The following is a 24,211-nucleotide window of genomic DNA, read 5'->3' as shown; positions in this document are numbered from 1 at the left end:
CTCAAGACACCGACCTCGACATGAAACTCCCCGCGCCCACCTTGCAAGGCATCGCCGCATCCCTCGTGGTCGATGCCGCGACGCTGCTGGAGCAATCGCACGCTCTGACCGGTGAGGCATCCACCTGGCCGGCCGGCGGCGACCGTGCCTGGGGCCGATTGATCCACCAGGCCCTGAAGCTGGCGGCAACCGGCCAGATCGCCATCGGCGTGCCCTTGCCGGCGTCCCTCACGACGGACGAACAAGATGCAGCTGCGCGGCTGGTGCAGGCGCTGCAGACGCGCTTGCCGGAGGCGAAGCGGCGAGCGACGCATGTCCTGATCGACTACGAGAACGTCCAGCCCACCCTCGGCGAGATCCAGGCGACCGCGCCAGGCGCCGACCACGTCTGGGTCTTCCATGGACCACACCAGAAACAGGCGGTGCAGGCCTATCCGGCCTTCGGAGATCGGGCGACGGCCGTCCCGATCAGCCAGCCCGGCAAGAACGCGCTCGATTTCCATTTGAGCTACTACCTCGGCTACATCGCCAGCCGGAACGAACGCGCCGAGATCGTCGTGATCGCCAACGACACCGGCTACGACCCCATGCTGCGACATGCCCGCGAGATGGGGGTCGACGTGCGTCGGCAGCCGGTCGTTCGGCCGGCCAAGAAGGTGGCGGTGGCACCGATGGCGACCTCGACGCCAGCAGCGGCGGCACCAGCCTCGTCGACGGTGCCTGCGCCGGTCGCCAAGAAAGCTGCGGCGAAGAAGGTGCCGACCAAGAAGGCTGCGGCCAAAAAAGTGGTCACGAAGAAAGTGGTCGCGAAGAAGGTGGCAGCGAAGCAGGCTGCGGTGAAGAAGGCCGCGGTGCAGACGTCGCCCGCCAAGAAGGCGGCAGCCAAAAACGCGACAACCAAGAAGGTCGCCACGAAGAAGTCGCCCGCCAAGAAGTTGGCCGCCACGCCGGCAGTGTTGCCCAAACCGGCCGCATCGCCGGGTGTGGAGCCGTCGACGCCGCAGGTCATGCACGCGATCGAGAGCCTGAAGAAGATGGGCGACAAGCGTCCCGTCAGGATGTCTGGCCTGCGCGGCGCCCTGAAGTCGCTGCTGGCGGATGCCGGCCATCCCGCCGGGATCGATCAGGCCGTCCAGCGGCTGGTCGCACTGGGCATCGTTGATGTGTCGGCGTCGCCGGCGGTGCGGTTTCCGGGGTTTGCGGTGGCGGGCAAGAAGGGCTGAAGGCTGCCGATCGGCGGCTCAACACCGCAACTGAAACTGTCGATCCCGCACCTGCCGCTTGTGGGCGGTCAACCGGTCCTGCATGCCCGGTTGCAGCGGCTGCCGTTGCTGGGACTCAATCTGCGTGATGGTCGCGGCCAGCGCCTGGCATTCATGGGCGTAGCGTTTGCCGTTGACGGTGTAGCTGCTCGTGGACGTCGAATGACTCGATGTCGGTGGCGGCGCGCTCAGGCGGGCCGCCTCAGCTCGGGACTGTTCGCCGAGTTGCACCTGCTGGTCGAAGGGCAGCCCGTCCGGCACGCTGGCGATGCGCTCGATCAGGGCCTGGTGCTGGTTGCAGTGTTCCTGCGACCAGAACATGCCGCCGCTGTAGGCCTTGCAGAGGTAAATCGTGCCGGCCTGGGCGGCCAGGGGCGAGAGCAGGGTCAGCATCAACAGCTTGCGCAACACGGTTCGTGGTCCTGGTCCGGATGGGTCGAGCAGGCATCGTAGGGATCCGATCCCTCGTTCGAGCGGATCTGGGTGTCGCCACCCTGACGCAACCGGCGTTGTGGTGACGTTCTTGGCGAAGACGCTCGCTAGGTTCGGCGCGTCGGTCGCCATGCACGCGTCTGGAGGGCTGGCGCCCTGCGAACGTCCCGGACCCAGGCTCATCTCCTGAGCCCGCCTTCAGCCAGCATGGTTGCCTGGACTGTATGAATACACAGTCTCATCCCGAACTTGGAGAGGTGACCGATGGATCCGAACGTATGGCGGCTGCGCTGCTCAGCCAGGCTGCACGCCCAGTGGCCTAGCCTGACCCGCGAGCTGCGCGACGAGGTGGCGGGCGAGCTGTGGGAAGAACCGCGATGGCGGCAACTTGAACCCGAGACCGCCGTGGTCGAGTGGCTGCGCCCCGGCCTGCCCGATCGAGGCCGGCAGGCACATGCTGGCTGACGTCCGCCGCATGCGTCGCGACGGCCGGCCCCTGCCGCGCGACGAGATCATGGCCAGCAATCCGCAGCGCGGCGACCTGATGATCTTCCGCCGCCCAGGCGACCGAGAAGCCCTGCCAATCGCGGCCCTGCTGGGCGAGGACCTCATGACCTACCAACTGCCACCGCTCGACCAAGCGCGCGTGCTGCGCTGGCGCGGGCGGCAGCTGGTGCTGGTCGGGCTGGAAGAGGTGGGGAGCAGGAAGGCGCCGAGGGTGGTGGTGCAGGCGTGGTGGGTGCAGGTTGTGGATGTGATTGAGTTCCAGCCTCAATCGCTGGCACGCCCTGACTCGGTTCATCGACGCTGGTGACCTGCCCGCCGACAACAACCCGGCAGAGAACCGCAGCCGGCCGTTCACTGTCGGGCGGAAGCAATTCCCGTACGCCGGAAGCTGGCGCGAAGGCGAGCGGGCTGCGGCGTTGATGAGCCTGATCCACCCAGCGAAGCTCAAAGACCACGAACGTTGCGCCAAGCTGCGCGACTTCCTGGAGCGCTCGCCTGTCCAGCCTACAAGCCAAAGCGACCGGTTGTGTCCCCAACACTGGCGGCCGGTGATCCTCACGACCTGATCAACCCCGACATCGTCAAGATGCGTCCGCCGGATGCTTGCCGCAAGGCTCCGCTGCGAGCTGAAGCCGTAGCAAGGCTACGGCGCCGCTGCTGCGACTTGCATCGTGCATTCGAGCTGACTGCGCGCCTTGACCCGTCGCAATACCCACCGGACGTCCGACAGCATCCGGAGAACTTCGCCGACGAGCAGCTCATGTGCACCGCAGCTACCTCCCGATCGGATGGGATATGTCGTAGCTGCATGCCAGTTCAGTGCAAGAAGAGCCCCCACAAGTTATACAAGCTGGGGTGGAGGTCGCCAATCGGACCGCTCGCGCTTGGCAAGGTTGCGTACCGATTGCTTGTGACCAAAATGGCTTTCCCTGTGTTCGACACATCCATCACTGTCGGAAAGGATCCAGCAATTCGGGTTCTCGTGCCAAGAACGTAATCTTGCGGCTGAACACCGGCCAGGTTGGCTGGCATCGTGTGCGTCATGCTGTTGGTGGATTGGTTGTAGGAGACCCAGCCGCCATCGTATCCACTTGCATTCACGCCCACGTAGTCTCCCTTTTGATTAAAAACGAAGAGTGCGTTATCCGACAAGTGCAAGCCGCATAGGCTGGGCAGGTTCTTCTTGGGAATGACGGCTCCTGCTTTCCACTGAGTCAGTGTGCATCTGTCATATATCAAGACATGCCCGGCTGAATCGTCTGTGACACGCAATGCCCATTTGCTGGTACTGAACAACGACAAGCTATTGGCAGTGGTCAACGCGCCTGACGAGAGGTACTGCGTCAAGTCGATGGGAACTGCGGAAGGGGTCCATGATTGAGTCGTCGGTGAGAAGACCGACAACAACACGGATCCGGCAGTGGTTGCGGTATCTTGGAGCCACAAGGTTGCGATATACCCGCTGCTCCCAGTATGCACGGCAAAAAGAGACGCTGTTGCAGCACGACTCTCCAGTTCCGCGGCGACCTGAACTGAGCCGAATCCGGAAGCCACGCTGCCACGGTAGGAGACGATGTCTGTGCCGCGCTGGCCGGTCACATTCACGTGGCCTGTTTCGTCCAGCCCCAAGATGACCAGGCGGTGCAGTTCCGGCCCCGTTGCAAAACCGTAGGCGATGGGCCAGTCGTTCAGGACCTCGACGCGAAAGGCCGACTCTGTTGCGGTACGCAGCGCGACGCCGGGTCGGTCGATCCGGGCGGTCGTCTCTGTGGGCTCCGCATGAGCAAACAAGATTGCAACGTCTCCGCGGTCATTGATCTTGACGCGGTGTGGTCCCCATACCCCATAGGGTGAGTCCGATACCCTAATTGGCGCTTCCCAATTTGATTCGCCTGCCAGGCGTCGTGAGGCATAAACGAAGGAACATGGGTCTGCTGGATTCTTGAGGTAACTGCCTGTGCCGCAGTCGGTCAAGTGGGCCCATGCAACAACAGCATTTCCGTTGGGGGATACTGCAACGTCAGGTCTGGATACACTGCCGCTGAAAGGATAATCTCCAACGTCAATCGGGGCAGCAGCGTCGATCACTGTCGGTTCACTCCAGTTGGTATCTGAATTACCCCGGGTGACTTGTAGTGCACGACGTCCGGTAGCGTCTGCCTGTATGAATGCGACCGTTGCATCGCCACTGTCCGAGATGCCTAGCCAATAACGTGGCACATTTGAAAATAGCTCAACTTGGCTGTTGCTTGTTTCAAGCAGCAGCGGCGTGGTCCAGCGGGGTTGCTGTGTGGACGACACGCCAGGTCCGGTGGTCGGCGTCGTGCCGGGCGTGGTGATGGGGTTGCTGATTGGTGTTGTGCTGGACGAGGTACCGGTTTCTTCTCCGCCGCCGCAAGCCGTCAATAGCACGCTGATGAGCAGAGTTCCAGCACTTTTCAGGATGGATGGGATCTTGGCACTCATGATGTTAGTTTCTACATTAATGCGCCCAAGGACGCAGGTCGGCCAGTTGTGAGGGGAAACAGAGCCCCTGGGTACTGAATGATGGCTGTTCTTTTGCATCGAACTGGCGGTTCATTCAAGTTCCAGAACTGTTTAATGCGCTTCGGGGTGGAACAGCTCAACAAAGTAATCCTTGTTCTGGGCGCTGTGTTGTCTGATATATCTGAGATTTAGCGTTGATAGCAAAATCCACTTTCGATGCTGATCGATGATGTCTTCTTTGGAGAGTTTTTCATGACTTGTCTAAAGCCCTCTCCCGCGAGAATCTGAAGTCGTTTGTCGACATTGCAGGATGTGTCGGTGGTCGTGATTGAAACTGTCCTGACGACCTCGCCCTTGTGCGTGAAGTCCACGCGGAGCGTTGTGGATTGGTATTGACGCGGCACGTCTCGAGTGCCAACTCGAACCCGGTTCATGATGGGCGTGTTGGTGCAAGATGTGCCTAGAAACGTCTCAAAGCAATGACTCTGCCAGCTTCCAGTATCCCGTTCTTCGTAGATTGGCTCTTGGGCTGTAAAGAAGTTTGTGGTTGAATCGAATGTGGCATGAATCAGATAGTAAGGTTCGGCTCTCTGATTTGGCCCGATGTTTGAATAGCCCAGCCAATCCAGGCTGCGATTCAAGCCGGCATCAACATCAAGACGGCGTCGATCGTCTTTCGGGTCAGCGGCTGGGACAGTTAGTGACGACAGTAATGCGCCTGCATCTTTGTAGTCCACTCTGGTTGAATTGACCGCGACATTGGCGATCTTGAAGCTTTCACGGTCCTTTGGCTTGCTGTTTGTATGGTTTGTCACAATACCCTCGGCTCGGTAAGGTACCGACGAGCAGCCACTCACCAGTATCATGGCAATCATGATGATTACGTGGTGCATTTTGCTCTTCTTACCTTGCGAACTCATAGTAGATGCCGAAATGGCGACCGTTGATGGGTGGGATTCCGGGAGCGTTAAACTTCTCGATCGTGTATCGAGCCATGATCGAACTCGCTTGGCCGAAGCCGAATCGAATGCCGCCAAAATATCCTATATCGGAGCTGAGCTTCGGCTCGTATTGTTGCTCGCTTGCTGGCATTTTGACGGAAGGGCTCAGTGATTTGCGCACTCCGCCAATGATTCCGATGCCATCAAGCAGTTCAGTTGAAATCTGAAGTTCGACGGGGATTCGAGCGAATTCATAGCGGCGCTGCCCCTTGTTCTGCAGGACGCCGCCTTGAAACCCGATGGTTGCACTGATGCCATAACTCGAGCTGGGGAGATATTCGGCGCCAATGTAGGCGTGGACCAAGCCACTCACTCGGGCAGGTTGATATCTGTTTCCGCCGGGGACTGAAGGGCTGAATTGGTCGCCGCCGCCGTTGAGGCCGACTGCAGCGATGGGGCGAAGAATGGTTTGTGTATGGGCCGTGGAGCAGATCGTTGCGATGCTGATCAACGCAGCGAAATGAAAGAAGAAGGGCTTTTTCATGGAGTGTCCTTGTTTCATACTCTTTCTCTGCTGTTTAGATAATGATGAGGTTGCCCGAGCCGCCATATGCCATGACGGGCGTCTGCTGGGGGTGCATCGAGCAAGATCGAGATTTTTCGCAGATCGTCTTTGATTCCTTGATGACCGTGGGTCGAACATGTATCGAGAATAATTCGGACAAGGGCTTCATACCCTTGTTGTCCTTTAGGGCGTTCAACAAACGGGTCGTGAACAGTCCGCCTTCTCCGGTTTCCCAGGAAATCTCCCTGGCGCCAGCGGCTGTCAGGATCGCAAATGACTGTCCCTGTGCCGTTGCTCTGGCGACTGATAAGGCGTCAGGGCCTCGAACCTCCTTGACGGTTGAAATCTCCTGACCTCCGATGACCACGCTTGAGATGTTGGTTGCCGCACCACCTGAGTGACAGGTGTCGCTGATCCAAACCACTTGACCCTGTAGGTTTCGTGTCAGGCTCTGCAATTCCCAAAAGTCCAGCGAATTCGGGTCGTTGGGGCGGAAATCCGCCAAGATCGGCATACCGAAGCCGGATGCACTGAAATCCTTGTCTGCACCATGGGCTGAGATATAGACCATCACCAGATCGTCTGCCGCTACAAGGCCAGCCAAGCGCTTGAGTGCACTGCGGAGAGCCCCGCTGGTGGCATCTGCGTCCTTTAGGGTGGTCACGTCCCGCATGTCGAAGCCGAGTTCTGGAAGCGTGGCTCTGATTTGCTGGATGTCTTTGGAGACACCTGGCAGATCCTTGATGCCAGGAACTCCAGCGGTTCGAACAGACGAGTAGTTCGACATTCCGACCAAGATGGCCCACTTTCTCTTTGGTGTGGGCAATCTGGCGTTGCCGGAACCTTCAGTCGGTTGGACGGTTGTTGTCTCGGACAGCATGGACGTCGACGCTGGAGAAGTGTCGGGCAGTCCGACCAGTTCGGCATCTGTGCGCAGTCCCTCGTCAGGTCCCAGCAGGTCAGCCAAGCGCTCGGTGGTCATGGCTTTTAGGATCTGGAAAGTCTTGTCTGCGAGTTCGCTTGCCGCTTTCTCCGTTGCCAGTTCAAAGGCGCGTCTGGCACCGAACTCCTGTAGGCCAGCATCCGTGCGTGTGAACATTTGTCCGCGAGAAGATTCAGCTGACAGGACATGCCGACCAACGATGGTGCGGGACTCGAGTCGCACTTCGGCAATGGCGCCTTCTTGCTGAGGAACCGGACGAAGATTCCGGTAGATCGAGAAAACCAGCGAATAGCCAGCATCGGATGCGAAGGTCACCACGACGCCGTCGCCCTGAGCCATCAACCGATAGAGTTGCGCAGACGGCTGCTGTACTTTCAAACCTCTCGCGATGAACTCCCGTTCCAATTGCCGGACGGATGACTGCACGATTGGATCGTGTGGTGACGGCGCATCCTTGCCAAGCGGCCGGTACAGGATCGTCACTTGGTCAGTTCTCAGCGTGCGCCCTTCAACCGATGACGCCGCTGATGTCGGCAGGGCGGTCAGCAAGGGCGTCCAAACAGGCGTGCTCAGGAACGTCAGAAACGCGCGGCGTTGAAACTGTGGCCTTGAAACCCTTTTCGCGAGTTTCATGTCACATCCCCTGGCGCAAGGTCGATGCGGAATGGTCTGTCAGGATGACGAAGTCGCCCTCCTTGAAGTTGAACTGTGTGTTGCGTCGGACGACATCGCACTGACTGGTTTCCTGCCCGACAGCGCTGCAGCGCACGGCTGCGAGCGGTCGCATGTTGATGAAAGATTGCGCCTCTCCAATGGTGGTCAGGCCTGCACTGAAGATGACCATTTCGTCGCCGCTCTGCAGACCATTGCGCTGGCCACCGATGATCGAGATGCCATCTCCTTCGACGCCGACGACCTTGCCCATCGGGCGCAAGTCGGAATCGATGCGGGCCGCGAGACGATCGAAGGCCCTCTGCATGGCCCTTTCATAGTCGATGCCCAGGCGACGTTGCACATCTGCTTGCTCTAGGCTCTCGCCAGGTTGAACGACCATGCGATCGCTGCTGCTCAATCCAGTCACGCCGACGGCCTCGACGGGTGCTGCCCATACTGGACGACCGGAGTAGCGGTCGATCAGGTTGGCGTTGAGCTGCACCCGTGTGACAGCAACCCGCAAGCCGCCTTCGAGCGTCCGCAGTTCCTGAGACGACCCCACAAACTGCGCGTCGACAACAAAGTCAGATGCTTCAGCGGTGACTGACGTGCTGGTGTCGTAGACCTCATAACGTTTGGTCTTGCCGACCGTGTCCATGAAACGGCGTTGAATCTGGGTGGCCGTCACGCCGATGGCTGCGGCCACATCGGCGCGAAAGAGCAGTTTCTCGTTGGACGGATCACCCATGCCCCGCACCTGCGTATAGATGCGGGGCTTGATTCCCTTCTCCGCGAGTTGCACCAGGCGATAGCTTGCGCCAGCTGGCATGAGGATGGCGCCGCGTGTTTCCCGTATTTCGGGCTTGGCGTTCGGATCCACGATCGGCTTGTTCTGGCACCCGGCAAGTGCCAGCAGAACAGCGGGCACCATCAGAATGTTTGTCACACGTACCATGTCGATCTCCTCTATGGCATTCGATGGATTCAAGACTTGCGTGAATTCTGCGCCGGTTGTCGACGTTGAGGCTTTGGTGGCTGGTTCGGCTCACTTGGCGCGATGACAGGTACAGACTGCTGACGGCAGGCGTCGGCCAGCGACTCATAGGCGAACAGGGATTGCATCGACGGGACAGGGCGGACGGTCACGCCATTGAATTCCATCGCTGCGTACTTGGCCGCATTGGCATCGCGGTTCGCGAAGACAAGTCTGAGAACCTGCTCGTTGTTCCACTTGAGATAACCTGGCCCGGGTTCGGCCGTAGCGGCCGCAGCGGTCGTCGCGGGTAGGCCAGACGGGCCTGCAACGACCTGCTGGACGCGAGCCATCGCAGGATTTCGGTCGTTCAGGCGCGGACGATGGTCCTTGCCGAGCAGTTCAGGCACGATGTCTGCCTTGATGGTCTCAACATTGACGAAGGAGAACTGGGAAGGATTCTCCAGCGCCATTTCCTTCGCGAATTCAGCCTGCCCTTGAGACGGGACAGCCGCGTCCACCATTTGGATCGCTGCCTTGGCGTCGCAGAAATGGACGCGCTGCAACACACCAAAGCCGTCGTCGCGAAAGAGTGCGGACTGAAACTCGGGCGTTGCGCCGTTCAGCTTGATCAATTCAAAGACTTCGGACGCACCTGCGACTTCGACCGTCTTGTCGAGCGTTGTGACCTTGAAATGCTTGTGAGATTTCAGAAGGACACCTGCTCCCTCTGTGGCCACCTGATAGGCCGACTGAAAGACCGGCGGCACCTCCGAAATGAATGCAGCTGCCAGCGGGCCAAGCGCCAGAATTTCGGCCACCGACTTCTGCTTGCCAATCTTCACGAACTCGCTCGAGAAGTTCGTCAGCAGACCTCCGAAGGCGACAACGCCTGCCACCGTGCGCATGGCTGCTGCTTGGCGTTTGGTCAAGCCATCGGATTGAGCCTTGTAGTCCTCATATGTTTTTGGGTCTGTCGCCGCGACAAGCCGCAGAGCCATGGTCTGTGCGCCCATGTCCTTCACAAAACCGGCGACGCCTTCACTTGCAGACAGGCGGCGAAGATGATTGAGATCTGCCTCGACGAAGGCATGGGCCGCATTTGCTGGGATGCCCGTCGCCAGCGTCTGCTGCAGCAATGCTGCCGCGCGCTCGCGCCTGTCGATCAGGGTTTGATATTCTTGCTCCAGGCCCTTGAGATCCTTGGTTGCCTGATTCAGCATCCTGGCGCTCAGGCGGGTAGCGACGACGATGGCTGCCATCGTCACGGAGCGCTGCTTCTGTTCTGCTGTCAGGTTATCGCCGGACGGCAGGGTGATGGTTTCTGACTGAAGCGCCTTGGAATCCCCGATGAGAAAATCAAGGTGCCCCTGCAGTTCCGACACCGCTGTGCTCATGACCGTGGCTTTCAGGGTCGACTCGAGCTTTCCCACCGCCAACTGCATTGATGCCCCTGCAAGACCTGACTTTAGGTCCGAGGACATCAACTGCCCCAGAAAGCCACCCGATTCCGGGGCGCTTTCTGAGTTTCCCAAGAGGTCAGCGATGGGTATGGCCTTGCCATCGCCAGATAAACGCTTGAAGGCGCGCAACTCTGGCAACAGGTCGGCTCCGGTGACCGTACCTTTGGCAAAAAGTGCCTTGATGCTGGCGTCTTCTCGTGTGAGCAAGGGCACAGGTTTCTGGCGCGGCGTGCCTCGCGATTGGGCTTGCGGTGTCGCACGCAGTGGTGCGGATGCCTGATTCGACGAGCCGGGCGACGTGTTCATGACTTGGTTCGCGGCTTGTTGAATCTGGTTTGACATCGTGGCAGTACACCCACCTATCATCAGCATGGGCGGCAGCAGATAGCAGGCGAAGCGTGGACGAGGGGCAAAGCGATGCATGGGTCTCTTCCTTGGTCAATGAACGACACGTTGAATACGACACTGGTAGACGCGAACCGACGTGCTTCGTCGGAAATGAGTTGATGTAGACGCAGGCCAATACATTCCGTCGGAGGCACGCTGACGCGCTCCTCGGTACGGCGGGAGACATGAGGCGAAATCAGGGAAATGGCGCTGGCGGTCGACGACGTTTGTCGTGACCCACCTAATGTCCGGGTACTGCGCAGACTGCTGTCGTTGAAGACCCACACGCAGGAGCGATCAGGACACGTGGTCTGCTGCGACGGGAACGTCGCGTCTTGGAAGCCCGCGTCAACGCTGACCCATACCCAAGATGACACGAGCCATTGCCAGATCTCCTGGCAATGCGCAACGAGAGTCCAAGCTGGTCCACGAGCCTCACCCTTTCGCAGGCTTGTTGGCGGCCTGCGTCACCTGCGAAGGAAGACCGGTTCTGAAGATCCGTGTCAACTAAGCTTTGCTTAACCCAAGCGCAGAATGCCAGAATGTTGTTATCAGATCGAGATCTTCTTTGTGACAACGATGGACGTTGGCTGTTTGCGACATCGATGTCGCTGACGATGCATCCTTACCGGTCCAGTTCGCGGTTCTGCGGTCAGCTGGCGCGTCGCATGACAAATTCATGACAGGTTCGAACGACATTCTTGAAGGGTCGTCGGTCGATCTGTGGAACTGGCTTCCCTGACGTTCTCCGCCGTCATGCGTCTGCAAGGAAGGCTGGTGCAGTCAGGTCCTTGCGTTCACATGCGCGTGAGCCATGGCCTGCGCTTTTGGCCTTTGCCAGGCAGCCATCACGACGAACACTTCAACGACGGAGCGAGGTGACCAAGCGATGACACGAACGAAGATGCCCGCCAGCTTGTTGCTGGCACTGCTCTTGCTGCAAGCGAGTGCGGTGGCCAAGCCGGTCCACGAATCACCGGATCAGCCAGTCGAATCTGCCCAGGCCTCGAGAAGTGGCTCGGCCGATATGCAAGCAGCGGAGCCAGCTGCAGAGAAGCTGTCACCGTTGCTGGCCCTGATTCTTCAGCCGCTGGCTGAAATGGCCGCAGAACGGGCCCTTGATGCCGTCGGCACGCTGTTCCAGCAATGGCAGGGTCGCCGCAACCCGTCTTCCGGGCCGAACGGTGTCGCCGCAGCGGGCAACCGCCCCGCCGATGCGCGGATCGTGCCGGCGCTGGCCTACGAGGTACAGCATCTGGATCCGACGACGTTTGCGATGAAGAGATCGCTGCCGATGGACAAGATGCCTCAGCGCCTTCGCACGGACGAGGTCATTGCCCTGCGCTTTGCCACCAATCTGCCTGGTCAGATCCGCGTCGAGAGCGTGGATGGTGCGGGCTTGGTCAGTGAACTGGGTGTCTACACGGTCATGCCAGGCGAGGACAACCGAGTGCCGAGGACCAAGGGGATCCAACTGCACGGTACGCCTGGTGAAGAAACATTCAGGCTGTATTTCATGCCTTGTCTGCCGCCAGTCAACGCGGAGCAGCCGGCCTGGGCGGCCTTCAAGAACGGGTTGCCCCTCTGCACGCCAGCATCGCAGGCTGCATTGTTGGCTGCCCGAGGTGCGGGAGGGCGCAGCAAGTTGGCCATCGGACTGACCTCCTCGGGCAGCGACTCGAACATCACGCTCACTGCGCTCGACAGCTTTCAGCCCGACGACATGCTCTTCAGCCAGTTCGTTCTGGCGCACGAACGCTGAGGACCTGTGTTCCTCGGCGCTCATGCCGGTGGCGATCTACCGATCTCGGAGTCATTCCATGTCGCTCGACAACCATTCCGCCGCATGGCCCGTCGCGCGAGAGCCTGTGCGATGGCGGGCGACCCACGGTCTTTGGATCTTCACCTGGGTCCTTTTGCTGGGTCTGATGGTTCCACAGGCGGGGGCTCAGGCCATGGCCACTGGAAAGCGAGTCGCACTGGTGATCGGCAATGCTGCCTATCGCGAGGGGAGGCTGGCCAATCCGGTCAACGATGCCCGCTTGATGGAAGCAACACTCAAGACCTTGGGCTTTGATGTTGAACGTGTGGAGAACGCCGACTTTCGGCGTCTGCACCGTGCTGTGCGCGAGTTCGGTGATCGTGCCCAGGGCGCCGATGTGGCCCTGGTCTACTACGCTGGCCATGGCATGCAACTGGGCAATGAAAACTGGCTGGTGCCCGTGGACGCGGACATCGGTAAACAGGCCGATGTCGCCGGCGAAGCGATCGCTGCCAGCACGCTGCTCCAACAGATCGAGGCTGCAAGTCCGAGGATTGCACTTGTCGTGCTGGATGCCTGCCGCAACAACCCTTTCTTCAGCCGCTTGCGCAGTCTTTCTCGGGGCCTGGCTCGCATGGATGTGCCCACTGGCAGCATCGTGGCCTATTCAGCTCAGCCTGGCGCTGTGGCTGACGATGGCGAAGGCAACAACGGGCTTTACACCAAGCACCTTGCCCGATTCCTGGTTCAAAGACGGCTGGACATCCGGCAGGTCTTTGAGGAAACGGCCCTGGCGGTGGAGAAGGAGTCCGGCGGCAAGCAGCGTCCGCGTGAGGATATTGGCCTGCGTGGGGCTCACTACCTGGCAGGGCCACCTTCGCAGGTCGCGGTGCAGACGTCAGCACCGTCTGTCGCGACAGCGGTGCCGACGGCCAACTTGAACCTGGCCCCCGATGTGGCACTGCGGGTGGGCGTGTCGTTCGAGGATCGTATCGGTGGTCACGCGCTGCGCCTGGCGCAGGTGGTTCTCCAGACGCTAGAACAAAGAGGTCGGCTCGATGTCACTCGCGTGGATGACCAGCCGGGCGGCAGTGCTGCGAGGCCCGATTGGATCCGAGCCAGGGCCCAGGGCTACAGTCATCTCGTGTTGGGCGACGTGGCAGTTCTGGACGATGGCCGTCTTGAGGTGCGCATGCGCGTCTGGCAAGTGGCTTCCGCGCGGGAGGTCCTCGCCAAGGCGTCGAGCGCTGCCGTGGTGGACCTGCGCAGAGTCGCTTTTCAGGTTTCGGATCTCGTCTTTGAAGCCGTGACCCAGCGCCGCAGTGACTTCCAGCGCCGGGTCGCTCGGGTGTCTGTCTTTGACATGCGCCATGCCTTGTCGGTCAGTGACATCGACGGCGGTGGAAGCCGACTCGCGGTTGTCAGTGCCAAGCCGCTGATGTTGCCCACCTGGTCACGACCTGATGCCACCGATGAGCGCAACGCCATGCTGGCCTACGTGTCGTTCGAGACGGGCAGCCCCTTGGTCTACGTGCAAAGTCTCTCGACCGGACAACGACGCATCAGCAGCCGGTCTGCGCCCGTCACCTCGGCATGCGCCAGTGAGATCGAACGTGGTCAGCTTGGCGAGGATGAAATGCTCAATGACCAGTGGTCTCGCATGAGTTCAACGGCATGTCGACATGCGATTCAGTCCGTGTTTGACGGGGACTCGATGAACATGCCAGTCAACGGCGCAGGTCGATGAGTCGCGTGATCTGACTCTGAACGTGCAGAGCTTGTCGGATTTGCCGCACGCCTCACGGCTGCCTGACCACACGGAAGCCCACGATGGGAAAAGCCTCGGTCGAGACATACTTGTTGCGATCGGCTGTGCGCAGTGAACGCATGTTGCTTCCCCATGAGCCTCCTCGCACGACCCGTTCGGTGGGACTTCCGTCTTTGAGCCATGCGCTGCCATCGACAGGCGCTCCGTGGTAGTTGTCGTGCCAGACATCTTGGACCCACTGCCAAAGGTTGCCGCTCATGTCGTGCAGACCCCAGGCGTTGGCAGGAAAGTGTCCCACCGGCGACGTGAACTCCCATTCGTCCGCGCCCGCAGCCAGCGGGCCGCAACAGGTGTCCCTGCCGTAATTGGCCATGGCTCGATCGGCCAGCTGGCCCCAGGGATAGGTTGTGCGAGTCCCGGCACGGGCGGCGTATTCCCACTCCGCCTCGCTCGGCAGGCGCCAGCCCTTCAAGGCGCTGCGGGCGTTCAGCCACAAGGTGTACTGCACCGCGTCATGCCAGCTCACGCACGTCACCGGATGGTCGTTCGTCTGGGCGAACATCAGTGACCGCCAGGACTGTCCCGTGTTGGTCTGCCAGCGACCTTCCAGGAAGTAGCGGCATCCGCCGCCAAGCTCGGCGTCTGTTCTGTGGCCGGTCGCATTCACGAATTCGGCAAATTCGCCTCGGGTCACCAGGTTTTTGCTGACCGCCAGGGGTTGCGCAAACGTCACGGTGCGCAACGGGCCTTCGTCACCTGATCGACCTTCCTCGTCGGATGTCGAGCCCATCTGGAAGCTGCCGGCGGGAATCACCACCATGGCTGGACAGCCTTGACAGGTCGCGTCAGCTCGAACGACCGGGATCGATGTTGCCGGGACAGCCATCGCTGTTGCGGGCGCGGGCGCCGCTGCATGGCGGCTTCCTGGTCCAACGTCCGGTGATGTCCCAATGGCCTGTGTCGTGCCTGCCAGAAAAACGCGGTCGGTGATCGACCACTCGCTCACACGAGGTTCCTGGCGGCCACCGGTCTCTCGCTTGACGACCGCGGTGGTGTTCCGAAGGGCATCGAACAGCTCCTGGCCCGGCTTGCGCAGTTCCGCCGCCAGCACGCGGGCAAACAGGCCGCTGTCGGCCGCCGTCGTGTTGGGTGCCGTGGCGAAGGCAATTGCGGTGCCGGTGGGCGCATCCATGCGCCCCAGGCCTTTGGTACCGCTGCGCGTCACTGAGGCCAGTGGATTGTCCCGGCAGGCATCCAGCACGAGCAGGGTCACATCCGGACGGGCGCCGGCGATCTGGCGCAGGGCGCTGCTGACCGAGACGGCTTCGACGTCGTAGTCCGATTCCTTGTCGATGCTGGCGCGCAAGGGAATCAGGTAGTTCTCACCGCCGGACTGGATGCCGTGCCCGCTGTAGTAGAACAAGGCGACGGCCGCGCCCTTGGCGTCGTTCCCGAAGTCGCGGATCGCACGCTTGAGCTGGTTCTGGTCGGTGTCCATCACCTTGCGAACCTGAAAGCCCAGCGACAGCAGCGAGGCTTCCATCTCACGCACATCGTTTGCCGGGTTGCGCAAGGGACCCACGGCGTAGTTGCTGTTGCCGATGAGCAGCGCCACGCGCTTGCCCTCAGGTGCGGCATGAACCGGCAGCATGGCCAGCAGCAGGCACGCCAGCGTCAGCCATGCCAGAGCCCGATGTGATCGCCAATGCCTCAGGGCAGCCCCTTCACCTGCAGAGGTGCCTCGGCCGGATGGATGCATGGGGTTCTCCTGCTTGACCGGGCGATCTCTGAGCCCGATGTCGATTTGATGGTAGGGGGGCAATGGCATGCGTAAGGGCCTGGCGCACCCCCCGTTCGTGTGGTCTGACGCGCGGCTTGCCGTGCCGTTTTCGGCGGTGAAGCGGTCTTGCAATGCGAGACGGATGTCGCCCGAGATCGTCGGGCGATGCAACGATGGATACCGTCCGTGTTGGAGAAGGTCCACCGCCCCCGCCTTGGTGTCGACCGACACGGCGGGGGCGGTCCTATTCATGAAGCGGCGCTCGGTGGTGGCCGACCTTCGACACTGACCTCAATTGACCAGGCGCCAGGACGATTCTTCACAGACGTTCATCGTCCAGGTCCAGGTGCGGTTCTTCTCACCCACCGCCTTGATGTCCTGCCGGCAGCTGTTGCGGGCGTCGGTCACGTCGAAGTCGACCAGGGCCGAGCGGCCCGGCAGGATCGCGACGATGTCCTGTTCGTCGAGCAGGTCCGTGCGACCGTAGTGCGACGTGCCCGCCTTGCTGGTGTAGAGGAAATAGATCGTGGCGCTGGAATCGTTGCGGATGCGGACCTCGGCGTTTGCGGCCTGGGCGGACATCGAGGCCATGATGCCGGTAGCCAGGGCCAGCGTGGTCACGGTGAGGCGAAAGATGCTGTGCATGGTGAACTCCTGATCGGATCGACGGTGATGTTTGCCCCGCTGCCGGGGCCTGGGTTGAACGCTGTTGTGCAGCGTGTGCTCCAGGGGACGCAGACCGCGTCAAAACGTCAGGGATGAACCTCTTGAAGGCTCGGGTCAGGGGCACGCTCGATGCCGCGACGTCGCGTCGTCGCGGAGCACCCGACAAGGACGGAACTGGCCGCTCGGCGACGCTGTTCAGCCGTGCCAGATCTGCAATTGCTGCTGGCGCGCCGCGCTGCCGTCGGATGGTGTCAAGTGCAGCTCCAACTGTTCCAGGCCACGGTGTCCCTCGAGCCGCAGCATGGGCGAGAACTGCGTCTGGCCTGCGCTGACCGACAGCGACCACAGATCCGTGTGGCGACCGTCGGGCGAGATGGCCCGCAGACGCAGCAGACCGTCTGCACTGGGTGTCACCTTCAGTCGCAGCCGGCTGCCATGCGGCAAGGCGAGCGGTCCGGTCTGCGCTGGCACAAGGGCATGGCCCAGGGCGATCCAGACCTGGCCCGGAGCCAGGATCTGTCGGGTCGGTGCATGACCCGTCGACACCGCATCGGTCGGGTCGACCGACGTGGGTGTCAGCAACGCGCCGTGATCAGTGCTGCTTGTCCAGGTCCATGCCGTGCGGGCCAATGCCCCGGCGGACAGGCCGACAAGCAAGGCGATGCCGTAGAAGAAGGTGATGCGCAACAGGTTCATGAGCGTGCTCCTTGGGGGTGGGGTCGCCCGCTGGCTGGCGCCTGCGGGGTCTGCCCGTTAGGACGCCCGACAGCGCCAGACGTCAGGCCCGCGTCTCGGATGAACCCGCGCGGCGATGTGCTCAGCGCTTGCTGGGGTCGCTCACCTTGCCCACGAACAGCGGCAGCCCCGTGGGCTTGTGCACGAGGCTGAAGACAAAGGCCCGGTTGACCGCGCAGCTCGGCGCGCCCAGGGTGATGGACTTGGCCGACACGGTGGCGCCGGTGGCCGCCGCCGCTTCACCCCCCTGCTCATCGATGGTGATGCCGGCGCTCTGGAACACGTCGTCGACCTGGACGCCCTTGCCCGCCTTGCCCAGCAGCGGCCCGAGATCGGCCGCCGAGCTGAAGACCTGGCGCACTCCCAGGCCGACCAGCGCTGCCTTGAGCGATCGGGCCGTCGGCGCGATGCTGAAGCGGGGCAGCGTCACGGTGCAGCGCAACGGGCGCAGCTGGCTGCTCCAGGAGGCCATGTCCAGACCTTCCAGCTCGGTTTCCAGCGCCTGCAGCGTGTGTCCAGCCGGCGGCATGGCCACGATCAAGGCGTAGTCCCCGTCAAAGGGCAGTTCGATCACGTTGAGGTTGTCGACCGTGCCGGCCCGCACCATGCGTTCGCCGCTCATCGTCGGCACACGAACGCTGCGTCCGGGCGCGGCCTCGAAGGTTTGGGTCGACGTCGCTGCGGGGTCGAAGGCCTGGCTCCATCGGCCCTTGAAGTGCATCGCGCTGGTCAGCACGACACGCGAGTTGCCCTTGATGGCGCCCTCGGGCAGGAGATCGGGGATGCGTCGCGCCGTTGCTTGCGACACCCAGGCGTTGATCGTCTGGCGTGCGCCGCGCGGGTCACTGGCCAGCGGCAGCACGATGCCATCGGCCTGGTAGCGCTGCGAGACGGCGGCGGCATAGCTGGCTGGCACGGCGCGCACGACGCTCTTGTCGAGCCAGACGCGGTTGGCCATCGTCAAGGGACTGCCGGCCCGGCTGCTGTCCAGGGCCCGGGCCAACTGGGCTGGCAGCCGGGTCGTGAGCAGTCGCGTGCCGGACGCGGTGCCCCCCACGGCACGCGCCAGTTCATCGGCACCGGCACTGGCCGTTCCGGCATGCAAGAGGCCCAGGCTCACGGCCAGGGACAAGGGTGACGTCACCGCATTGGCTTGGCCTTGGCCGCCCTTGGCACTGAGGTCACGAAGCAGGGCAAGGCCCAGGTCGTCGAGTGCGGCGGCCAGCGCGCCATCGTGCAGGGGCGTGCTCAGCAGCGTCGCGCTGGCCGATGTGGCTGCGGGGCGGCTCGCGGCGGCGGGGTCCGCAGGTGCGCGGTCGACCGTCACGTCCTTGACGGCGGAAGCGGCAGTCGAAGCAGCGGTTGAAGCAGCAGTTGAAGCAGCCGTTGAAGCAACAGCCGAAGCAGCGTGGCCCGAAGCGGCGGGCGATGTGCTGGCAGAGCCTGCATCGAGGGCCGGAGCAGGCCCCTCAGCAGCCGCCGGCAGGCACAAGGCAGCGCTCAGGCCGAGGGCCAGGACGGCGGCATTCAAAGGGCGCAGGCGTGGCAGGGGGCCGACGCCGTGGCGACAAGGGACAGCAAACATGGAATCTCCTGGGGGCGACCGGAAGGACCGGTCTGTCGCACCGATGCGGGCCACGTGCGCGTGCGGCATGCACACGGGCGCCGCCCGACTGGCGTCAATTCGATTCGCGGATCGCCACCACCGCGCTGGCGCCAAAGCGTGCGCCGGCGCCGGCTGCGCCCGTGGTCTCGATGACCAGGTTCTTGGCGCTGTCGGTCGTGGCATTGCTTTGGGGGAAGACGCTGCCCAGGTCCATGTCCTTGTTGAAGTTGCGTTGAACCGGAGAGACGACCGCCATCAGATAGCTGGTGCCAGCCGGGCCGCTGGCCTTGATGCGCCAGCTCGGGCGCGGGAAGCTGTGGTTGCCGGCGGCGACGTAGTTGTTGCTGTCCTGCTTGTTCGGGAACAGCAGGTCAAAGGTCTTGCCGTCGCTGCCCACGTGCAGCACATAGAGGTAGCCGGGCTGGGTCGTGGTGATGCTGAAGTCCAGCGGGTCCTGGCCGATCTTGAGCGTGCCACGCACCGGACTCAGCGTGACGGCATGCGCCGGGTCGGCCGTCGCGCGCAGGTCTTCCAGCGCACGGGCCGCATTGACGGGGGCGTTGCCGCTGCCTGCGGGCGTGTTGCTCACGAAGGTCAGCGGCAGCTTGGTGTTGCCCGCCAGGGTGATGTGCTGGTCGAACTTGCCGCGATCGAGCCACTGCTGCGCGCAGGCGCGCAGCTCCTCGGCGTCGACCGCACCGCTGCGGTTGCTGTCGGCACTGCCGATGCATGACAGCCACGCCAGCGTGCCGGCGCTGCCCTTGGTCGTGGCAAAGGACACCTCGTTGGCTGCAGAGGCGGCCACGTAGAGCACCTGGGGCGCACGCGGCGCGGCGGCCACCACCTCGAGGTTGCGCGACATCTTGTTGACCTGTTCGCCGCAGGTGTAGTCGTCGTTGACGCCCGTGCCTTGCGGCAGCGGGCCGCTGTAGAACTTCGGCACCGGGGCGTCGGACGGGCCAGTGAGGTCACGCGAGGCCTTGGTGGCCGCGCCGCCCGAGAAGCAGGAGTCGTTGAACATCACCACCTGGCTGGCCTTGTTGCCAAGGTCGGTGAGGACCTGCTGCAGCTGGACGTCCGTGTAGATGTCGATCTCATGGGTGACCATGCCCTCGGTGCACTTGGCACCCCCCAAGCCCTTGACCTGTGCGCCGTGGCCGGAGTAGTAGATGAAGACCTTGTCGTCCTTGGCGATGCGCGTGGTCAGGTTGCGCAGCTCGTTGCCCATGCTGGTCTTGGCCAGTGCGGCATTGCTGAGCTCACGGATGTTCTTGTCGGGCACACCCATCGCACGGGCGAGCTGGCGGGCCATCGCCGCGTCCTTGTCGATGCCGGGCAGGTTGGCGCTGGGCTGCGCGTAGTTGCCGATCCACAGGATCAGGGCATGGTTCTCCGCATGGGCGCTGACCGTGAGGCCCAGGCCAACCAAGGCGAGTGCCGTGACCGCGAAACGGTGCAAGGCATGAGAGGTCGCCGTGCGGACGCGGCGGGAGGAATGCGGGCGAGTGCTCATGCGGGTCTCCGGGGCGGGTTGAAGGTCAAGGCTGGCTGGACAGGGGTTGAAGGTGAAGACGCTGTTCGGCGTCAAACGTCGGAGGAGGACACCGAAATAAATTCGCGAGCAGGGGCTGCGCCCCTGCACCCGCGCCAATGCCCGCAGCGTCGTTCGTGGAAGGCATGGGCAGTGGGACCAAGGGTTAAAGGGGGGTAGAACCTAAAAATCGGTCCTGGCCACACGGAAACCGACCGTCTCGCTGCGGTCGTCTGGGGCGTCAAAGAAGCGGCTAGCGGAGCGCAACCTATGCGGGGTGCTGCTCCAGGACCCGCCACGCAGAACACGCCGGGACTGATCACCCCCATTCATCCACGCGCTGCCATCGCTAGGCGCACCGCTGTAGTTGTCATGCCAAGCGTCCTGCACCCATTCCCAGACATTGCCATGCATGTCGTGCAAGCCGAAGATATTGGCTCCGAAACTTCCCACCGTTACGGTCTTGCTCCGGTATTCGCCCTTCGGACCGCCGTTGTACGTGTAATTACCGTCGAAGTTCGCTTGCGCCGCCGTGATCGTCTGCCCCGTGCTGAACGGTGTTGTCGTGCCCGCCCTTGCCGCGTACTCCCATTCCGCCTCACTCGCCAGCCGGTACGCCTTCCCGCTCTTCGCGTTCAGCCTCTTGAGGTATTCCTGAACCTCGTTCCAGCTCACCTCCTCCACCGGACAACGGTCTCCGCAGTCCTTGAACCCGCTCGGGTTGCTTCCCATCACCGCCTTCCATTCCCCCTGCGTTACCTCGTACTTGCCCAGCAAGAACCCCTTCACCGCCACCGCACGCTGCGGACGTTCATCTGAGGCTCGGCCCGTTTCACTCGCCGACAAGCCCATCACAAAACTGCCCCCCGGTATCACCACAAGCTCTGGACACACGTCGCAGTCCTTCACCACCTGGCCCGCCGCAACCGTCGACACCGTGGGTGGCGAAGGGCGTTGGGGGGCTGGCTGCGTTTCCCGAAGTTCACGCAGCCTCGTGCGGGCCAGCGGCAGGTAGCGGCCTTGTGGATAGGCACTGAGGTAGTCTTCACACGCCACGGCACTGCCGCTCGCGCTGCGGCACAGGGCCCAGGCTTCGTCCTCGATGGACACGCGGTTGTCCGGTGTGACCGGCGCGAACGGACTGCCCAGCCAGGCGGTGGCACGCAGGTTGCCGTCGCGGGTCGGCTTCTGGCCGGGGACTTCCTTCTCGACCTCGTCGGCGACCCAGTCGAGTTGCTGCAGCAAAGGCTCGGGCCGCTGCAGGGCGAGTGCCAGCGCGCGGGCGTAGGGGCTGTTCGTGCCGGAGCCGTCGGCGGCGACCTGGTCTTCCTCGGTGGCGTAGGCCACCAGCAGCTGGTTGCTGCCGCCCATGCGAGCGAGACCCTTGTCGCCGCTCTTGCTGCCCACCGGCCCGTTGCGGCAGGCGTCAAGGATCAGCAGGGTGACACGAGCGCCCAGGGACTTCAGGCGGTCGCGCAAGCGCTGCGCATCCACGGCCTGACGCTCCACATCCAGAGAGCCCGGTCGGCCCACCGAGGCATCCACCGGCAGCAGGAAGTTGCGCCGATCGTCGGCCGCACGCTTCATGCCATGGCCGGAGTAGTAGAAGACCACCGAATCGGCGCCTCTGGCGAGCTGGATGAAGTCGTCGATCACGCGGTCCATGGCGGCGATGCCCAGGTTGCGTTCGATCCTCACGTCGGAGAACCTGAGCTTGTCCTTGAGCACGCCGGCAAGCAGTTCGGCATCGCGGACGGGGTTGCGCAGCTTGTTCTCGGTCTGGTAGTCGGCGTTGCCGATCAGCAGGGCGACACGTTTGGGCGCTGCTGTCTGGGCCTGGGCGGCGCTGACACCCAGCAGGGCGCAGATCAGGGTGCACAGCGCGAGCAGGAATGTGCGCATCAGGTGGGCGAGATGGCTCATGGCTTGCGTTCCGCCGGACGGGGGTGGGTGCGCAGCTCGGTGCTGGCATGGCTGAAGGCGCCGTGCATCTGTTGCAGCGTGCGTTCGAGCGCCGCGAGTCGGGCGTCGTCGGGTGCGAGCCCTTGCGCGTTCACCAACCGGTCCAGGCCCGCTGGCGGGCTGTCGAAGGCGAACAGGTGCTGCACGTCCATGCCGTAGGGCGCCTGCACCTTCAGGGCCTGGGTCGGACCTTCGCCGGGAATCCGGCGTAAATCGCCAGCGGCGAGCGGCTGCATCTCGCCGGCATGGGCGGGGTAGAGCACGCTGACGCGGCCCGTGGCATCGATGTTGAGCAGCAGCAAGGTGGCCGCGCGGTCGGGTCGCAGCGCGAAGCGCAATGACTGCCCGTCGACGAAGTTGCCGCCGAACGTGGCCGGCTCGATCTCGGCGGGCAGCACCGCACGGCGATGGGCCTGAGCCCATGCATGCAGGCGCTTGGCGTAACTCAGCTGGAGCAGCGTGCCGCGAAGGTCTGCCAGACCATCGGGCTCGGCCACGGCCAGCACGTCACCGGATCGGGCGCTGAGCACCACCTTGCCCCCAAGCGCGGGGCGCAGGACCAGATCGGCCTCGGTCGGCGGCACGCCCATCTGCAGGTCGGGCACGCCGCCCAGTTCGGACTGTCGCGGCTTGAGTGAGGGCCAAAGATGCACGCGCAGCGGCTGACGTGCCGCATTCGCCCGTACCGGGGCTGCCATGCCGCGTTGTGTCAGCACGGCGCGCTGGCCGAGGGCACGGCGGTCGTCGACCACGGCCGGCAGGCGTTGCGGGCTGTGACCGTAGGCGCGCTGGCTCATGAAGTCGGAGACGCCGCGATGGACCTCGGCCAGACTGAGCAGGCCGTCGCCGTCGGCATCGGCCGGCAGCTCGCCTTCGAGCACACGCAGCAATGCATCGGTGAGGGCGCCATGCGGCTTGCCGTCGCGTGTGGGCATCTGATGCAGGGCCTTGGCCGGGATGTCACGGGCGGTTTCGCCCTCGGCCGATGCGGCCAGGTAGGCCACCGACTGGTAGGGATAGGGCTCCGGCGTTTGGGCATCCGCGCCGAGCTTCTGTGCCTGATCGAGCTCCTGCAGGGCTTGGCCCGCCAGCAAGGGAACCATCCGGGCAGGCAGTGCCGTTGATTCCGTCGCGACGGAACGGACCTGCTGACCCGCGTAGCAGGAGTCGGAAATCACCCAGACCTTCCGCCCGCCGTCGTCAAGCGCCTGCAGCGCCGGTCGCAGATGGGTGCGCCCGATCAGCAGACCCATGTCGCCGCCCCGTGTGGGGTCGAGGTCGGCGGGCATGAAGGCACCGCTGCCATGCGGCACCGGCAGTTGGTTCTGGGTGTCGAGTGCGCTGGTGCCGTGGCCGGAGAAGTAGATCAGCACCTCGTCGCCGGGCTGGCTGCGCTGCTGCAGCGCCGCGAGTTCGCGCAGGATCGCGGCGCGGCTGGCTTGCCGGTCAACCAGCGTGACCACGTCGGCCGGCGCGTAGCCCCAGCGTCGCTGCAGGACGTCGCGCAGCGCGGCGACGTCGTGCACCGGCCCTTCGAGGCGGGACTGCGGCAGCTTGTCGTAGTGCGACACGCCCACCAGCAGCGCCAGTCGCTTGGCCATGGCGGTTTGCGGCAGCAGGCCGCAGGTCCCCAGCACCAGCAGGCTGGCCAGGCCCAGGCCCGCCAGCCTGTTGCGCCGTGGTGCGGCCTGTGAGGATGTCAACGGCACGGCCGATCGGTGGGCAGGTCTCGAGGTCATGGTCTGAGCTCGTCGGTTGACGGAAAGACGGTTGTGGCTGGTCGATCG

Annotated in this window: 20 protein-coding genes; 6 read left to right on the top strand and 14 right to left on the bottom strand. The window is 63.1% G+C overall.

Annotated features, from left to right (window positions below; genetic code table 11):
- Positions 1 to 20 precede the first annotated feature (20 nt).
- Positions 21 to 1,223, top strand: a complete 1,203-nt coding sequence (locus tag EV685_RS20600) for a PIN domain-containing protein (protein ID WP_165396754.1) — start codon at positions 21 to 23, stop codon at positions 1,221 to 1,223.
- A gap of 18 nt (positions 1,224 to 1,241) precedes the next feature.
- Here EV685_RS20600 and EV685_RS08410 read toward each other — a convergent pair whose 3' ends face one another.
- Positions 1,242 to 1,673 (bottom strand): hypothetical protein, encoded by a 432-nt coding sequence (locus tag EV685_RS08410; protein WP_130481537.1) that lies wholly within the window; start codon positions 1,671 to 1,673, stop codon positions 1,242 to 1,244.
- 285 nt (positions 1,674 to 1,958) lie between these two features.
- Here EV685_RS08410 and EV685_RS08405 point away from each other — a divergent pair, with 285 nt between their 5' ends.
- From EV685_RS08405 to EV685_RS08395, 3 genes are read left to right on the top strand one after another with little or no spacing between them, the layout of a single operon-like run.
- Entirely contained in the window at positions 1,959 to 2,159 is a 201-nt protein-coding gene (locus EV685_RS08405) for a hypothetical protein (RefSeq protein ID WP_130481536.1), read from the top strand.
- Positions 2,149 to 2,508, top strand: a complete 360-nt coding sequence (locus tag EV685_RS08400) for a hypothetical protein (RefSeq protein ID WP_130481535.1) — start codon at positions 2,149 to 2,151, stop codon at positions 2,506 to 2,508. The genes EV685_RS08405 and EV685_RS08400 overlap by 11 nt, the downstream gene beginning before the upstream one ends.
- Positions 2,453 to 2,767, top strand: coding sequence for an IS66 family transposase (locus EV685_RS08395; RefSeq protein ID WP_130481534.1), 315 nt, complete (start codon positions 2,453 to 2,455; stop codon positions 2,765 to 2,767). Before EV685_RS08400 ends, EV685_RS08395 begins: the two co-directional genes overlap by 56 nt.
- A 250-nt stretch (positions 2,768 to 3,017) precedes the next feature.
- On the opposite strand, the gene EV685_RS08390 is transcribed toward EV685_RS08395, so the two are convergent.
- The 6 genes from EV685_RS08390 to EV685_RS08365 form a co-directional block, all read right to left on the bottom strand.
- A complete protein-coding gene (locus tag EV685_RS08390; RefSeq protein WP_130481533.1) occupies positions 3,018 to 4,667 on the bottom strand; it encodes a hypothetical protein in 1,650 nt (549 codons plus the stop codon).
- A gap of 209 nt (positions 4,668 to 4,876) precedes the next feature.
- Positions 4,877 to 5,581 (bottom strand): hypothetical protein, encoded by a 705-nt coding sequence (locus tag EV685_RS08385; RefSeq protein WP_130481532.1) that lies wholly within the window; start codon positions 5,579 to 5,581, stop codon positions 4,877 to 4,879.
- 10 nt (positions 5,582 to 5,591) lie between these two features.
- Positions 5,592 to 6,173 (bottom strand): hypothetical protein, encoded by a 582-nt coding sequence (locus EV685_RS08380; protein WP_130481531.1) that lies wholly within the window; start codon positions 6,171 to 6,173, stop codon positions 5,592 to 5,594.
- Between the two features lie 34 nt (positions 6,174 to 6,207).
- Complete coding sequence (locus EV685_RS08375; protein ID WP_130481530.1) at positions 6,208 to 7,770, bottom strand: caspase family protein; 1,563 nt, start codon at positions 7,768 to 7,770, stop codon at positions 6,208 to 6,210.
- A 1-nt stretch (position 7,771) separates the two neighbouring features.
- Complete coding sequence (locus EV685_RS08370; RefSeq protein ID WP_130481529.1) at positions 7,772 to 8,746, bottom strand: hypothetical protein; 975 nt, start codon at positions 8,744 to 8,746, stop codon at positions 7,772 to 7,774.
- Positions 8,747 to 8,775: 29 nt separating this feature from the next.
- The gene (locus EV685_RS08365) at positions 8,776 to 10,650 is read right to left on the bottom strand and encodes a hypothetical protein (protein ID WP_130481528.1); all 1,875 of its coding nucleotides are present in this window, start codon (positions 10,648 to 10,650) and stop codon (positions 8,776 to 8,778) included.
- Positions 10,651 to 11,503: 853 nt separating this feature from the next.
- Between EV685_RS08365 and EV685_RS08360 the strand changes: the two genes are divergently transcribed.
- Positions 11,504 to 12,376 carry a hypothetical protein gene (locus EV685_RS08360; protein WP_130481527.1) on the top strand — a complete coding sequence of 291 codons (873 nt, stop codon included), beginning with the start codon at positions 11,504 to 11,506 and terminating at the stop codon, positions 12,374 to 12,376.
- Between the two features lie 58 nt (positions 12,377 to 12,434).
- Positions 12,435 to 14,123 (top strand): caspase family protein, encoded by a 1,689-nt coding sequence (locus tag EV685_RS08355; protein WP_165396753.1) that lies wholly within the window; start codon positions 12,435 to 12,437, stop codon positions 14,121 to 14,123.
- Positions 14,124 to 14,175: 52 nt separating this feature from the next.
- Here EV685_RS08355 and EV685_RS08350 read toward each other — a convergent pair whose 3' ends face one another.
- The 7 genes from EV685_RS08350 to EV685_RS08320 all read right to left on the bottom strand — a co-directional run bounded on the left by EV685_RS08350 (position 14,176) and on the right by EV685_RS08320 (position 24,163).
- Positions 14,176 to 16,155: an SUMF1/EgtB/PvdO family nonheme iron enzyme gene (locus EV685_RS08350; protein WP_165396752.1), complete on the bottom strand. Its 1,980-nt coding sequence runs from the start codon at positions 16,153 to 16,155 to the stop codon at positions 14,176 to 14,178.
- A 60-nt stretch (positions 16,156 to 16,215) separates the two neighbouring features.
- Positions 16,216 to 16,569 (bottom strand): hypothetical protein, encoded by a 354-nt coding sequence (locus tag EV685_RS08345; RefSeq protein WP_130481524.1) that lies wholly within the window; start codon positions 16,567 to 16,569, stop codon positions 16,216 to 16,218.
- Between the two features lie 216 nt (positions 16,570 to 16,785).
- Positions 16,786 to 17,286 (bottom strand): hypothetical protein, encoded by a 501-nt coding sequence (locus EV685_RS08340; RefSeq protein WP_130481523.1) that lies wholly within the window; start codon positions 17,284 to 17,286, stop codon positions 16,786 to 16,788.
- Between the two features lie 121 nt (positions 17,287 to 17,407).
- Positions 17,408 to 18,652 carry a serpin family protein gene (locus EV685_RS08335; RefSeq protein ID WP_165396751.1) on the bottom strand — a complete coding sequence of 415 codons (1,245 nt, stop codon included), beginning with the start codon at positions 18,650 to 18,652 and terminating at the stop codon, positions 17,408 to 17,410.
- Positions 18,653 to 19,004: 352 nt separating this feature from the next.
- A complete protein-coding gene (locus EV685_RS08330) occupies positions 19,005 to 20,444 on the bottom strand; it encodes a DUF4384 domain-containing protein (RefSeq protein WP_130481521.1) in 1,440 nt (479 codons plus the stop codon).
- A 201-nt stretch (positions 20,445 to 20,645) separates the two neighbouring features.
- On the bottom strand, positions 20,646 to 22,385 hold the full coding sequence (locus EV685_RS08325; protein WP_130481520.1) for an SUMF1/EgtB/PvdO family nonheme iron enzyme: 1,740 nt from the start codon (positions 22,383 to 22,385) through the stop codon (positions 20,646 to 20,648).
- Positions 22,382 to 24,163, bottom strand: a complete 1,782-nt coding sequence (locus tag EV685_RS08320; protein ID WP_165396750.1) for a caspase family protein — start codon at positions 24,161 to 24,163, stop codon at positions 22,382 to 22,384. Before EV685_RS08320 ends, EV685_RS08325 begins: the two co-directional genes overlap by 4 nt.
- Positions 24,164 to 24,211: the final 48 nt, after the last annotated feature.

It is taken from the genome of Sphaerotilus mobilis (assembly GCF_004216565.1).
GTDB lineage: Bacteria > Pseudomonadota > Gammaproteobacteria > Burkholderiales > Burkholderiaceae_C > Sphaerotilus > Sphaerotilus mobilis.
Note: the sequence above shows the minus strand (reverse complement) of the source record. Positions and strands in the feature narration are given on the sequence as shown.